Below are 14240 nucleotides of genomic sequence, written 5' to 3'. Positions count from 1 at the left end.
ACAAACTGGTTTTTCTGCTCTATCCCACGTCGAAAAACCACCAACTTATCCCGTTGATTCCTCGCTAATTTGACACAAATTTTCACACGAGACCACTTGTTCTCACACTATCCAATCAGTTTCACCGTCAATTTGACGGCCAAACCGAGAAAATGCGTCACTTTGACGTGAAAGCCAGCCATTTTGTCAGCTGCATCACATTGCGCTTCAGAGTATCCTTTCAGCCATAAACCCGCCGCAGGTTCAACGCCATCAAGGCCGGGAAGAAGAAGAAGAATAAAAATCAGGGAACAAGAACGTGCAACAACTCAGACAAGACATCACGCTGCTATCCGGTATCGGTCAGCTTTCCACGACCCTAATGGGTACCGGCTTATTTATGATTCCGGCCATCGCGGCAGGCATCGCCGGCGAGTTTTCATTGTGGGCCTGGCTTATCCTGTTTGTTGCCATCTGTCCAATTGCCCTGACTTTCGCCGCACTGGGTAAACGCTATCCCAACGCCGGCGGCACAGCCTATTTCGTCCGACAAGCGTTTAATGCCCGCCTTGAGCGCGCCGTCGCTTGGCTTTTTGTTAGCGTCATTCCTGTAGGCGTTCCCGCAGCTGTTGCTTTAGCTGCCGGGTTTTTACAGCAACTGTTACCGGCACCACTCAATCATGCACTTTTAGCACAGGGGATCACTGTTGCGTTGCTGATTGGGGTCAATCTGGCCGGTACCAAGTCCTCCGGTCGTCTGCAGACGGTCATCGCGCTGAGTATCTTCGCTCTGGTTGCCTCGTTTTTCGTTATCGGCGATGTGGGACGTGACGATCTGGTGATGCCAGCACTGACTCAAACAGCTCTGTGGCCGATTGGTGCAGCATTGGGCGTGATGTTCTGGTGTTTTGTCGGCATCGAAGCCTTTGCCCACATGGGGGAAGAGTTTAAGAATCCACAGCGCGATTTTCCTATCGCGATTCTGGTGGGCTGCTTCGTTGCCGGTGCGACTTACTGGGCGTGCTCGGTGGTCATTCTCAAATTCGGCGCTTATGGCAGCCCGCAATTTGACAGCGCCTCAATTCCCTGGCTGAGTGACAAACTGTTCGGTGCCAAAGCAGCCACTCTGATCAGTCTGGTTGGCTTTTTCGCCTGCTTTGCCAGCATCAACCTTTATACCCAGAGCTTGTCTCGTATGGTATGGGCGCAGGCGCGCGAATATCGCCCGCATAGCGCCGCGGCCAAACTCTCCAGCCGCGGAGTCCCGGCTCACGCCACCTGGATAGTGGGGTTCATTTTGCTGATCTCGTGCGTGTTCGGTGAATGGTCGGGACTGGATCTTGAATTTTTCCTTAAACTGGCTAACGGCATCTTTGTGCTGGTTTACCTGCTGGCAATGTTTGCCGCATACAAGCTGCTCAGCGGTTTTGCCAAAGTGTTGGCCGCCATCGCGTTGTTGCTTTGTACGGGTGTTTTTATCTGTTTAGGTTGGTCGATGTTTTATGCTCTGGGCATCTTCACTTTGCTCGCCGTACCATGGAAGAAATCAGCCCGTTCACCACGAGCGACATCCGAATAACAGAAAAGAGAAAAGGCGGGGTTTCCCGCCTTTTCTCTTTTCTGACCTATTGATATTACGACGCTTTACTCACTTCAAAGCGACCCACCAATTGATCGAGCCGTTGCAGCGAGTTTTGCATTAACGTTGTCCGCCGCGCCAGTTGTGATGACGCTTCCTGCAACTTCACTACAGTGTGCTGAGCGGAATCCGCCGTTTGCCGATGCTCTTCACTGTTGCGGGCAATTCCCTGGATCAGCGTAAACAGACCCGTTGCCGATGACTGTAACTGCTCGCTGCGCACGGAATCATCCACGATCTGGGTACTATTTTCGACGTTCGTGATCCCTTCCTGCATGTATTTCACCGCCAGTTCCGACTGGCTGTGCAGGGCTTTCATCAACTCGCCAATGTTGTTCGCCGCCTGCGATGTTTTGTTCGCCAACACCCGCACTTCATCGGCCACTACGGAAAAGCCGCGACCGTGTTCTCCCGCTCGCGCCGCTTCTATCGCGGCATTGAGGGCCAAGAGATTGGTCTGCGCGGTAATTTCCGTGATAAGCGCCACTATGCCGCCAATTTTCTGCATTTCGCTGTTCACTTCGTTCACCGTTTGCGCGGAAGACTGAACGATGGTTTTGATCGACTGCGCACTTTCCGCGGCTTTTTGATACTCCAGTTGCGCGGCTTCTACGGTCTCCTGCATTAACAGGTTCATCTCATTCGCGGTATCGTTGGCGCTGTTGATCTCTTGGCTCTGAATGCCGGCCAGTGACAACATATCGGTGATGGACGTCGCCGTTGTGTCGCTGGTCGAAAGCAATAGTTGACTGCGGCGGAACATCGATTCCGATACGCTCTGCACTTCCCGGCTGGCAAACACCAGCTCTTTAATGATGCCTTCTAAACTGTCAATGAAGCTGTTGGTCCAGCGCCCCAAATCGCCCGTTTCATCGGCTTTGAATCGGCTGGCATCCAGTCGTCGGGTCAGGTTGCCATCGCCTTCCGCCAGCACCTGCATCACTTGCGTCATGCTTTCCAAATTTTTGGCCATTGGACGCGAAGTCACCATATGGAACATTCCGACTGCAAGCGCGCCCATGATCAACGAGCAAAACAGCAGTTGCCACTCTTGCAACGGGTACCAATAGCTGACCAGAAACGGGAATAACAGCGGCGTAAAGATGCTCAGGGTAAACTGTTGATCAAGCTTTTGCGCCAGTGAACGGTGGCGATACACCTCTTCCAGATCCGATTCACACATCATGCCCCAGCGATCCACCGAGCCCGGCATGGTGAAGGTCACACCTTTACCGATGACCGGAATGTGGCGATAGTCCGAATAGCCCGGATATTCCACAAATAAGTTGCTGCCGTGGTTGATCGTTTCTCGCACTCCGGGATGCAATTTGTTGGTTGCCGGATCGTTGAACACAATTTCAAATTCGGTGTGCCGCTGTACTTTGACCACTCCCCAACGCGTATTGACGCCCTCTTTGAGGTTTTCGCCGTGGGAAAAACGGTTGTCTTCAAAACGGGAGCGCGACAGAGCCACGCCTTGCTGAATTGACGGGTCAAATTGCGACTGCACCATAAACAGGTAGTTGTCGCCCGATTCACTGTAGATATGACCTGCCTCACGCTGGATCAGGTCGCCAATCACATCGTTGGGAACACGGCCGCACAAACAGCCAATCAGTTCGCCGTCATTGCGGAGCGGTTGATAGAACATCAGCGTCACTTCATCGTGAAACAATGAGCTCGACGGGCCGATCGCTAACGTGACATCGTCACGATAAGGTCCATGCAGAAAAGGCTGCGTCAGTCCTGCACGCAGAGCTGGCATCGAAGCGACCGACTTACCTTGTTGGGCCGGGTAGGTGGAGTCGATGATCTGTCCTTGCGGCGACACGATAAACAGTTCAGAAAAATCGCTGCTGCGCTTGAGCAAGCGATGCAGGGTTTCGCGGTATTCATGCGTCGCTTTGGTTGCCAGATAGAGCGCCGCATCGTGTAAAAAAGACCACTCGTTTTCCGCCCAGGTTGTGAGGATCTGTACTCGCGTATTGGCAATATTTTCAAAGGTTTGTTCAAGAGAGGCTACGCGTTTACGATTCATAAAACACGCTTTGCGCATTGCCAGTTTACCGGTACTTCCCAGCCAAGGGAGCCATCCTCGCTCCGCTGCCGTTAACTGCATAAATTCACCATCCATGTGTATGATTATTCAATTAATAAATGCAAAGCCTGTTCCAAAAACCGAGAAACCATACGCTGTGCTGAATTTCATATTCTCTCAAAACAACTTCACTACTCCTTAATGAGTAATGTAGTCATATTCTCTTATGTTATTGAATTGTTTCATTTTAATTTGCACCAACTCAAAGCATGAATTGACGATTTATTGACCGCAACGCACCATTATTGTGAAGTTCAGCGCCATACTGCACAGAAATGAACTCGAACTGCAGGAAGCGGTGAAGAGATAACGGCCCGGCGAAAGAAACAAAAAAAGGGGCTGCAATGCAGCCCCTGACAATCTGGTTTAAACGCTTAGCCGTTAGAGATTTTGCGATGGCCTTCCTGCAGATGAACAAAGTCCACCAGATCATCACCGGACACCTGATACGCCTGACCAAACCCTTTCACGAACAAACCTTTCTCCGGTTTTAGGCAGTAGAGCGTAAAGTCTTCCAACTGGCTGAGTCCGTCGATGATTTCGCCAAAGCGCGCTTTCATCTGACCAATCACTTGTTGCCATAACAAACTGTCACGGGCAACGCTTTTGGCCACGGCATCAAAAGTCAGACGCTTGCGAGCAAACAACTGCTTCGCGACACTTTCATCTTCAATCATCATGATCGACACCTGTGGATTGATGTCGAGGTTGCGAGCGTGGCGGGCAATGTGCGAGATCAGAATGAAGTAGCCTTCCTGGTTCTGCACAAACGGCGCATAGCTCACGTTTGGACGCCCATCAGCATCGACCGTCGCCAATTGCAGCGTTGAGCGCTCCTGGCGGAACTCCTGAATTTCCGGCTCCAGACGTCCTTGCAGTCTTTCCTGCTTAACTTGCTGATCCATTTACTTTCTCCTAAAACCGATCACTATTTTTGTAGTTGTTGTTGCAATGCTTTAAAGCGGATGACCTGATCCGATAACAGCTCACGCTTTTCGTCACGTCCCAGATATACCTTAAAAATGTTGTCGCCCTGGGCACTGAAAAAGCCAAAGTAGTGACTTTCACGCCCCATAAACGGTTTGCTGACTAACGCAACATGCGTAATCGTATCGAGCTTTAAATGGCCATGCAGTTGACCATCACGCCCCATTAAATTGTAGTAGCCACGTGCCATTTTCCCTTTCGGCAATGGCGCTTTGACTTCGAAAATAGAACCAAACGAATGAACAATAGTGGTCACTGTGCCCCAGTCTGCGATATCGCTGAGTAACGTTTCCGCTTCGCTGCCATCCACCACAGCCACCATTTCCGTTGGCAGGGCGTTCACCACATCAAATTCGGAAACATTGAGTCGCTCAGCCATCGCGGCTGTCAGCAGTGTCGGTTCCTGTTCAAGCAGCGTTGCGACTTGTTGTTGTAGAGATTCCATAGTTATTTCCACTGTTATCTGGCTCGTAGAGCGCTCTGGCCACGAACTGGTTCAATCTGAATATTGTGCAGCCTGATGAGTGCTTGTTGCAGGTTTGTCACCATTTTAATGTGACTGAAACCTTGATGACTGTCGAATGATTGGAGCCGTCGATAAACCAAATAGTTCATCCGAATCCGCTGAATCATTGCCAGTGCAGTCGTTCACACAAAGTGACAAAATCATAGATACACTCAAATGAGAATACAATTGATAATTGATCTTATTTACATGTTGGGTGATAATTCTGAAATTAAATGGATACGGGCTTCGGAGCTGAGAGTGAATTTCCCAAGATATTTTGTCGCAGGCGGCGTTTCTCTTGCATTGCACGCTTCACTCCTGTTGGTGGCAAAACAGTCCACCGCGCTCGCCATGCCTGCGGGTAATCAATCCACTTCGGTCGCGATCAATTTTGTCGCCGCGCCGCAAGCAACGCCGCAGGTTAAAGCGGACAACATTGCGAAATCGCCAGCCAAACCCGAACCTAAAACCACACCAGTAACACCTGAAAAGCCGACAGAAAAGGTCGCCCAAAGCGCTGACAAACCGAAACCCACAGCGAAAACGGCGACCCAAAAACCCATTCGTTCAGCGTTCAATAAAACGGCGCAGGCACCAAAAACTGGCGCACCGCCAGTCAAGCACAAATCAGAGACAAGGCAGGCAGTGACTCACACTGCAGCAGCCGCTACGCCCGTTGAAACCGTAGCGAAAGCCAAACCGGCGCCTGCGGTAAGCAGCCAAGGCGCGAATGCTGCACCAATCCTGGTTGATCGCCCCTCTTTTGTGTCACGGCCGATTCGCCCCAATTACCCACGTTTGGCACAAAAGCGCGGTATTGAGGGAGTGGCCACTTACGAGGTGTGGCTCGATGCACAAGGTCACCAAATCAAACAGATTTTAATCTCTTCTTCCGGTACTGAGATGTTGGACCAATCCGCGCTGGATGCCATCAAACAGTGGAAGTTTTCTCCGCACATCATCAACGGTGAAGCGCTGGCTCACCGAGTGCAAATTCCCGTTCGTTTTAGGTTGGATGGATAATGGAACCACTACATCAATTGCAACAACAACTCGGTCTGATGACCTGGCCCCTGCTGATCTGCTCAGCATTGACCGTCATGATCCTGACTGAACGCGCCTTTCAGGTGATACTCAGTTTAGGCGTCGGCAAAGGAGCCATCCGCCGTCACCTGAACCAAGTATCGCCAACCAATGCCAACGAATTGGAAGCGTTAGCCGAGTCACTGGCAGACAAGCGCCCGCTGCTCTACCGCGCGGTGGCTATGCTACTGGCCCACCATGCCTTTCCTAAAGCGTTACGCGAAGATGCAGCTGGAATCTGGCTTCAGGAAAAACGCCATCAGCTCAATGCCGGTCTGCGTCTGCTCACTCTGATTGGCGTTATCAGTCCGTTAATTGGCTTGCTCGGCACCGTACTGGGCCTGATTGAAATGTTCAAAGGTGTAGCGGCTTCGAGCGGCAATATTACGCCCAACGATCTGGCCGATGGTCTTGGCATTGCGATGCGCACCACCGCAGCGGGCCTCATGATTGCCCTGCCCGCCATCGCTGGCGCGCAGTTACTCAGCTTATGGGCCGACAAAGTGATGGCGAAACTGGAGCACACGCTCAACTACGTCAATCTGTGGCTGGAAGGTATCAGCCTTAATACCAGTGACGCGCGCCGTTCTTCGTCAGACACCGCCGCTGCGCCTGCTGTGAGTTCATCATGATCAAAAGCGCACCGCACAAAAACGAGTTTGGCTTAACGCCGGATCTGACGCCGCTGCTCGACATCATCTTTATCGTGATGGTGTTTTTGATGCTGACCGCAGCGGTCAAGCTCGATTCGCTCGATGTCACCTTACCCACCAGCGATTCCGATGTCGTTACCGCAGTGGAGTCTCAGTCGCTGACCATTAACATCACCGCGGCTGAACCCTATTGGGCAATTGACGGCCAAGCCTACCTAGACTGGCCCAATTTCACTCTCGCCCTACTTGAGGCTCATCAACATAACCAGCGCCCAATCGTCATCGGCGCCGACAAAAATGCTGAGGTGCAACATTTGGTCAAACTGCTGGCCTTTTTGCAGGAAAACGGCATTCAAGCCACTCAACTGTTAACCGAAAAACCATCGAAATAATGAGACACACCATGAAAACCACCGTTCGAGTAGCGTGGCTGGCGGCCACTGCATTTACTGCCTTTTCCTCTTCCACTCTGGCCGCTGAACGCATCATCAGTGCAGGTAGCAGCGTGACTGAACTCATTCTGGCGCTTGGCGCGGAGCAGCAACTGGTCGGGATTGATGTCACCAGTGTGACGCCACCTTCTCTGGCATTGCCGAAGGTCGGTTATCATCGTCAACTGTCTGCCGAAGGCCTGCTTGCGCTTGAGCCGACGCAACTACTCGGCTCCAATGAAATGGGCCCTGACACCACATTAAAACAGCTCAAATCTGCCGGGGTGGACGTTGAAGTGATCAACAGTGATTCGACGCCGCAAGGCTTACTGCAACGCATCGTTCAGATTGCCAGCCTGACCCACAGCGAAGCGGCCGCTGGTCCTCTGAAACAACAGGTCAACGATGCGCTTAAAGCGCTGCAAGCCCAACAGCCAGACGCATCAGCACGCAAGAAAGTGTTGTTTCTGCTGATCCATGAAGGACGCGCAGCGAACGTTGCAGGCAGTGACACGGTACCGGATGCGATGATCACGCTCGCAGGCGGCGTAAACCCGGCGGCGACCCAGTTGACGTCATACAAACCGTTGTCGATGGAAGCCATGGTTGAAATGCAACCCGATGTGATTCTGGTTAGCGGCCGCAGCTACGACAAAATGGGCGGCGCCGACGCTATTCTTGCGGCAATGCCAATGCTGGCCGCCACACCAGCAGGTCAGAGTAAACAGATCATCACTGTCGATGGCCACGCGTTGGTCGGTGGTTTGGGACTCAAAAGCTTAGCAGAAGCGCAGCGCCTGCAGGCGTTGCTCTATCCACAGGGTTAAATGCGCGTGTTAAGACAGGTTCCTCTTTATCTGACCACGCTGGTGTTGGGTTTGATTGTGGCGATTTCCGCCATTTACTCCATCACGGTTGGTCCCATGAACATCAGTTTCCGTGACAGCCTGAGTAGCTTGCTGCTGCAAAGTGACGATATCGCCAAGCACATTAATTTGGTGATCCATGAGATTCGTTTCCCACGCACCCTGTTATGTATGCTGGTCGGCGCGATTCTCGCGTTGTGTGGCACCGTGATGCAAGGGCTGTTTCGCAACCCATTGGCGGAACCCGGCATCATCGGCGTCTCTGCCGGAGCGTCTTTGGGGGCCGCGCTGGCCATTGTACTGCTGGGCAACCTCAACTTTGACGCGCGTTGGATGAATGCGATCACGCTGCCACTGTGCGCTTTTCTCGGCGGCGCTCTGACCACCATTGTGGTGTATCGACTCGGCACCAATAAATTCGGGACTTCCGTCACCATCATGTTGCTGGCCGGGGTCGCGATCAGCGCCGTATCCGGCGCGGGCATTGGTTATCTGAACTACGTCGCCGACGATCAGATGCTGCGCGATCTCACCTTGTGGTCCATGGGGTCGTTTGCCGGAGCGAACTGGCAAAGCATTACGCTGTGTGGCATCACGTTACTGGGGTTGTACCTCTACTTCTCCCGCCGTGCGATGACATTGAATGCCCTGCTGCTCGGCGAGTCAGAAGCGCGCCATCTGGGAATTCCGATTCAGCACCTCAAGCGAGCATTGATTGTGCTCAGCGCAGTCGGCGTCGGCGTTACCGTCAGTGCCGCTGGTATGATTGGCTTTGTCGGTCTGGTGGTGCCCCATCTCGGTCGAATGTTGGTCGGGCCGGATCATCGCAACTTGCTGCCAATTTCTGCGCTGCTTGGCGCGCTCTTGCTGACCATCGCTGATATGTTTGCCCGCGTCGCGGCAGCCCCGGCTGAGCTGCCGATAGGCATCGTCACTGCCTTAGTCGGTGCGCCCTTCTTCCTCTATCTTCTGTTTCAGCAAAAGGGAAAAATATTCTGATGTCGTCTATCGCCCTTCAAGCACAGGGGTTGTCTGCTCAATTTGGCGCCCGCACCGTGCTGAATGAAATTGATATCGAAATTCGCTCGGGTGAAGTCACTGCGCTACTTGGCCCCAACGGCGCCGGGAAAAGTACCCTGCTGAAACTTCTGAGTGGTGAACTCGACAGCAGAGCGCCGATCCACATTTTTGGCCAGGCGCGGGAGATGTGGTCGCCCTCTGATCTCGCCCGTCATGTTGGTCTGTTGCCACAGAGTAGCAGTCTGAGCTTTCCCTTTACCGCGCAAGAAGTGGTGGAACTGGGCGCGATTCCGCTCAATGCTTCGCAGCAGGAAACACGCAGGCTCGCGCGTCATTACATGACCCAAACCGATGTGATTCACTTGGCGGATCGTTTGTATCCGGCTCTTTCCGGCGGTGAAAAGCAGCGCCTGCATTTGGCTCGCGTATTGACGCAATTGCATCAAGGGGGAGAGCAAAAAATACTGATGTTGGATGAACCTACTTCGGCGCTCGACCTTGCCCACCAGCATAATACGCTGCGAATTGCCCGCGATTTAGCCCGCGACGAAGCGTGTGCGGTGATTGTCGTGCTGCACGATCTCAACCTCGCGGCACAATATTCCGATCGTCTGGTTTTGCTGCATCAAGGCAAACTGGTGTGCGATGCGCCGCCATGGCAGGCGCTTAACAGCGAACTGATTGAACGGGTTTACGGTTATCGGGCAATCGTCGCGCCTCATCCACAGCTCGATTTTCCGATGGTTTATCCAGCGGCTTAGAGCTCTCAGAATCTGCGCATAAAAAAGGCCAACTCATGTTGGCCTTTTTATTCAATCCTGCCGGTTATTGGCTCATGGTAACCAGTGATTTACCGATCAGCCATTCCACTTGTCTGTCGCTGCCATTGCCCAGCTTTTCGTCCGCCAAGCGGTACAAACGATCAATGCCGTTGGACGCAAAGCTTTCTGCTCGCTCTGCGGTCACAATGTGGTGGAACAGCAGGCGAAGAATGGCGAGAAACTCTGAATTGTCTAACGCTTTCATCCAGCTGGATGAGAACGAATCTGTGCCATTGTCGAAATCCAGATGCTCGACAAACATTTTAAAAATGCGGCTATCCAGCGCTGAAGCAAAATCCGTTTTCTTCGGGAAATGGTGACTAATCCCGGTTCGTGATACACCCGTTTGCTGACTTAACGTCGTGTATGACATTTTGTCGTACCCTAATCGCAACAGCTGATCAACGACGGCGTCCATGATCTTCTGAATCGTGATTTCGGTATCTTCTTTACTACGCTTTGGCATGGTTAAGGCTCTTCTTATGTAAATCCATATTGTCTATTCTGCAATGAAATGCCCGCGTTGAACTTAATGGGGTTCCACACTGTATACGCGTGGTTCAACGGGTCATCCTAGCGAACAGAAATTTCATTTTTTCTTTTTATCAATGCCTTACACTCTGCCTTCATGACAACACACAAGTGCCCTGAGTACACCCGTGTGCCAAACCGAATGCGTCATGAGAGCGACAGAAATGGCGACAATGAACGGATGAAAACACCCTACTAAACGTCGTTTAAATCACGACAAAATATTGTTACCTCGAGTAGGGATAATCTTACAATCCATAAGCTATAGCAATGAAATAGGTAGCATTATGCCAAAATAATGGCACCTTAACTCACAAAAAATTGACTCAAGTCACATCTATCCGTCAGATATTCGCCATTCCTCTCAATACCCTGCGTCTATTGATACAAAACATCAAACTGTTAATTGGCAGAAAAACAGCGGGGTCTGACTCTGGAATACGGTTGCATACAGGGTTAAAATGACCATAACTTTTGTAAGAGGATTATGAGATGAGTAACGAAAGCTACGTAGAAACCGAAGTGTGCGAAGCGTGTGGCGTGGCCGGTGAAATGGGCTACATCATTCGTGAAGGCGACGATGTGGCAGAAGTGTCCATTTTCGCAGAGAGCCTGGAGCAACTGAACGCTGAACTCGATAAATACCTGGCTGTCGCTAAACAGGTGAATGAGAATGTACAGTACGAAGTTCTGCCACTGGCTGACAATGCAAAAGAAATGCACGCGCGCTTTAAGTTTGAAGTGAGTGCTGAAAAACTGATTTTCGAACTGAAGACCCGTTCTTTGGCGCGTTAATTACGCCGTCATTCAAACGAGATTTAACGGGCTTGATTGGCCCGTTTTTTGTGACTTTCCCCCGACTCCTCCCGCCTTTCAAGCATTAGGCATTGAAGCAATACCCGATGCTGGCGATACTAACAGCGTTCACGTTTTGACTACCGGAAGCCGCTATGCCGCGCCTGCTGATTTGTTTGCTGCTGTTGTTACCTGGCGTTCAGGCCACGGCAGATCCTTTGGACCAATACCATATCCTGAATTATCTCGATAACTACGGAAATCTGGATTTGCGTAACAAGCCCTTTACCAGCCTGCCTGATGGGCTGGAAGTCAAAGGGAATCTGAACATCGCGAAAACCGGCATTACCCGTCTGCCCAGCGGATTGAAAGTGCAGGGCAGCCTCGATGCCACCAACAGCAAATTGGAGCGCATTCAGCGCGGCACCTATATCCGTGGTTACGCCAACCTGCTGGGTTCACAAATCAAAAACTGGCCTGCCGGGGTCAATGTCGGCGGCTATATCAATCTTACTGACACGCCGCTGACTAAACTGCCGCCACGCCTGACCGTCAAAGGCGATCTGAGCGTGATTCGTACTCCGCTGACTGAACTCCCGGAAGGACTGGTCGTGCAGGGTAGTCTGTTTATCGGCGGCTCCAAAATTACCACCTTTCCCGATACGATGACGGTGAACGGCAACATCTATCTGGGCGGCAATCAAATTACCAAGTGGCCGACCACACTGACTCTGGGCGGGGCGGTCGCCCGTTAATATCACCGCGCAGCCATAAAAAAAGAGAAGCCGAAGCTTCTCTTTTTTGTGTCCGAATGGATACCGTTACTTGCGGTTACGCACCGGGTTTGCGTAGCTATCAAGCAGATAGGCATGCGCCCCTTCTGGTAGCTGAGCGAGTTTCTCATTCAGTTTGGCACGCACAGCTGGCGTGATATCTTCACTCTCTTCGCCCGCGGCCAGCAGGTTAATTGGGTAAAGCTGGTAGTTTTCATGAATTTGGCGATCAATCTCATCGGCCAGCGCTTCCGGCGTTTCGAACGTTTGATCAATCACACTACCAAACGCGACATGCACACGGCCTTTATCACCTACGATACCTTGAATGATGCTCTCGATATCTTCAAATTCCGCTTTCTCGTATTTACCGTGTGTCGCCTTCTCGTACAGTTCACGTGCTTTTGCAATGTCACACGGGTCATTTTCATACGCGATAGAGACAGGCACGATTCTCAGCGACTTAACGTAGTCCGCAAACTCCATCTTTTGCTTACGACCTTCCACGTGGAACATCTTCAGAATCGCAGGATCGGTAAAATCGTTACCATCTTTTGCACGGCCCTCTTTCTGCGCAATCCAGATTGAGTTACCCGTGTCGAGCGAATGCTTGATATAGCCAGATAAAGTGCCCAGCGCCTTCATCATTTCACGCGGGCCTTTGGCTGAACGTTTCACGATAAAGCTTTTGTTCAGCTTCATCAGCTCTGTCGCACAGGGCTTTTTCAGCAGGTTGTCACCGATAGCAATACGCACGGTGCGGTGACCCGTAATGTGCAGGCCATAGTTAACCAGCGCCGGATCCATCGCGATGTCCCGGTGGTTGGAAACAAACAGATACGCGGTGTTCTTGTCGAGTTGGTTCAGGCCACTGTAGGTCACGCCGCGTGTGGTGTGCTCCAGTGTCTGGTCGAGATATTTCTTCACTTCCAGCTGAATGGCTTCGACGGAGGTCAGCTTGGCCCATTTGAATTTCAGATAGGCTTTAACAAAAGGTCCCATCAGAGATTTTAGCCAAGACGGCTGGCGCTCAAACCGGTGCTGCAAAATGGCAGCGATAAACTCTTCGTCATTGATCAGACGATCAATGGCCGCAGGAATCTCATCGTCATTGTAAGGACGAATTTCTACAAAAGGATCAGTTGTTGATGTCATATATTTATACGTCAAATAAAAAGCTGGCCTATTCTACGCATACTCACAGAGCGTCGCAGCTATCGTTACCACATAATTTACAAGGTCAGACCAGCTTAGAACAAAAAGGTTTCCGTACTCGCATAATCTACGTTTATCTCAATGCAACCCATTGAATAATGCATTGAACGTGCCTGTTTTCATCGGGATATTTGGCTTTTATCAGTGAAAGCGGTAACCTTAGCGCCCCAAATTATCACGAGGCCATCCATGAACTACGCTATTCAGTCAGAAACGTGCTTATTTCCCTATTTAGAAGCCACGTCTCGCAAACGAGCGACCAAGCATAGTTTGATTCATGTAGATCAGGGACTGGTGCTGGTAAAACTCGGTAAACAGGAATACGCCGTTGAGCCTAATCAGGCGGTGTGGATCCCACTGGATTGCCTGTGCTCGCTGACTTTCTTTCCTAATACCCAAATTAGCCGCATCGATTTCTCGGTGCGTCTGCGTGACACTTTCCCGCATCAGGCAGGCCTGGTACAACATAGTGCACTCAGCCTGGCTGTGCTGGAGCGTTTACGCCACAGCAAGCGCGAGGACGAAGTGTATCCGCATTTGCTGCAAGTACTAAAAACAGAAGTGCAAAACTTTGAACCCAAACTGAGAGTGACACCATTTACTCAGTCGCTGGCCAGTTGGTCTGCGACACAACACAATGGGATCAGCAAAGAACAGCATTTGGTCTTGTTGGTAAGAGAAGCGATGAAACGCCGTTTGTCCGGTGGCAAAGAAGACGCGATTGTAACGGAGCTATTTGCCGGGAATCACGTGCAGTATCAGCAAATGTGCCAGCTGGTGATGGGCGATGCCCAATAAGCACAACGCATAAAAAAACACCTCCCATCGGGAGGTGTTTTTT

General features: G+C 51.4%; 15 protein-coding genes. 10 read left to right on the top strand and 5 right to left on the bottom strand.

The annotated features are described in order from the left end of the window. The first annotated feature begins 298 nt into the window (after positions 1–298). Entirely contained in the window at positions 299–1558 is a 1260-nt protein-coding gene (gene yjeH / locus DYA43_RS19055; protein WP_061055392.1) for an L-methionine/branched-chain amino acid transporter, read from the top strand. Between the two features lie 55 nt (positions 1559–1613). Here the strand turns inward: yjeH and DYA43_RS19050 are convergent, their stop codons facing one another. From DYA43_RS19050 to hutX, 3 genes are all read right to left on the bottom strand, one after another. After that, the gene (locus tag DYA43_RS19050) at positions 1614–3737 is read right to left on the bottom strand and encodes a methyl-accepting chemotaxis protein (RefSeq protein WP_061056057.1); all 2124 of its coding nucleotides are present in this window, start codon (positions 3735–3737) and stop codon (positions 1614–1616) included. 353 nt (positions 3738–4090) lie between these two features. Beyond that, positions 4091–4621 carry a heme utilization protein HutZ gene (gene hutZ, locus DYA43_RS19045; RefSeq protein WP_020328983.1) on the bottom strand — a complete coding sequence of 177 codons (531 nt, stop codon included), beginning with the start codon at positions 4619–4621 and terminating at the stop codon, positions 4091–4093. Between the two features lie 23 nt (positions 4622–4644). Further along, complete coding sequence (gene hutX / locus DYA43_RS19040; protein WP_024375207.1) at positions 4645–5148, bottom strand: heme utilization cystosolic carrier protein HutX; 504 nt, start codon at positions 5146–5148, stop codon at positions 4645–4647. Positions 5149–5469: 321 nt separating this feature from the next. Between hutX and DYA43_RS19035 the strand changes: the two genes are divergently transcribed. Genes DYA43_RS19035 through DYA43_RS19010 form a run of 6 tightly spaced genes read left to right on the top strand, consistent with a single transcriptional unit; the run spans position 5470 to position 10025 of the window. After that, positions 5470–6234, top strand: coding sequence for an energy transducer TonB (locus tag DYA43_RS19035; RefSeq protein WP_081094730.1), 765 nt, complete (start codon positions 5470–5472; stop codon positions 6232–6234). Further along, a complete protein-coding gene (locus tag DYA43_RS19030; protein WP_061055390.1) occupies positions 6234–6926 on the top strand; it encodes a MotA/TolQ/ExbB proton channel family protein in 693 nt (230 codons plus the stop codon). Before DYA43_RS19035 ends, DYA43_RS19030 begins: the two co-directional genes overlap by 1 nt. Beyond that, on the top strand, positions 6923–7339 hold the full coding sequence (locus tag DYA43_RS19025) for an ExbD/TolR family protein (RefSeq protein ID WP_061055389.1): 417 nt from the start codon (positions 6923–6925) through the stop codon (positions 7337–7339). The genes DYA43_RS19030 and DYA43_RS19025 overlap by 4 nt, the downstream gene beginning before the upstream one ends. 11 nt (positions 7340–7350) lie before the next feature. Next, the gene (locus DYA43_RS19020) at positions 7351–8205 is read left to right on the top strand and encodes a heme/hemin ABC transporter substrate-binding protein (protein ID WP_061055388.1); all 855 of its coding nucleotides are present in this window, start codon (positions 7351–7353) and stop codon (positions 8203–8205) included. Between the two features lie 6 nt (positions 8206–8211). Then, positions 8212–9243, top strand: coding sequence for a FecCD family ABC transporter permease (locus DYA43_RS19015; RefSeq protein ID WP_370446025.1), 1032 nt, complete (start codon positions 8212–8214; stop codon positions 9241–9243). Then, the gene (locus DYA43_RS19010) at positions 9243–10025 is read left to right on the top strand and encodes a heme ABC transporter ATP-binding protein (RefSeq protein WP_061055386.1); all 783 of its coding nucleotides are present in this window, start codon (positions 9243–9245) and stop codon (positions 10023–10025) included. The genes DYA43_RS19015 and DYA43_RS19010 overlap by 1 nt, the downstream gene beginning before the upstream one ends. Before the next feature lie 64 nt (positions 10026–10089). Here the strand turns inward: DYA43_RS19010 and DYA43_RS19005 are convergent, their stop codons facing one another. After that, entirely contained in the window at positions 10090–10551 is a 462-nt protein-coding gene (locus DYA43_RS19005; RefSeq protein ID WP_020328974.1) for a TetR family transcriptional regulator, read from the bottom strand. Positions 10552–11108: 557 nt separating this feature from the next. Here DYA43_RS19005 and DYA43_RS19000 point away from each other — a divergent pair. Both DYA43_RS19000 and DYA43_RS18995 read left to right on the top strand, forming a co-directional pair. Further along, positions 11109–11411, top strand: coding sequence for a YfcZ/YiiS family protein (locus DYA43_RS19000; protein ID WP_020328973.1), 303 nt, complete (start codon positions 11109–11111; stop codon positions 11409–11411). Positions 11412–11566: 155 nt separating this feature from the next. After that, positions 11567–12166, top strand: coding sequence for a leucine-rich repeat domain-containing protein (locus tag DYA43_RS18995; protein WP_061055385.1), 600 nt, complete (start codon positions 11567–11569; stop codon positions 12164–12166). 66 nt (positions 12167–12232) lie between these two features. Here the strand turns inward: DYA43_RS18995 and DYA43_RS18990 are convergent, their stop codons facing one another. Next, positions 12233–13339: a 1-acyl-sn-glycerol-3-phosphate acyltransferase gene (locus DYA43_RS18990; RefSeq protein ID WP_020328971.1), complete on the bottom strand. Its 1107-nt coding sequence runs from the start codon at positions 13337–13339 to the stop codon at positions 12233–12235. Positions 13340–13588: 249 nt separating this feature from the next. Here DYA43_RS18990 and DYA43_RS18985 point away from each other — a divergent pair, with 249 nt between their 5' ends. Then, a complete protein-coding gene (locus DYA43_RS18985) occupies positions 13589–14197 on the top strand; it encodes a hypothetical protein (RefSeq protein ID WP_055452557.1) in 609 nt (202 codons plus the stop codon). The last annotated feature ends 43 nt before the right edge of the window (positions 14198–14240 follow it).

This window comes from Vibrio fluvialis (assembly GCF_900460245.1).
Lineage (GTDB): Bacteria > Pseudomonadota > Gammaproteobacteria > Enterobacterales > Vibrionaceae > Vibrio > Vibrio fluvialis.
This window is presented reverse-complemented; position numbering and strand designations above follow the sequence as displayed.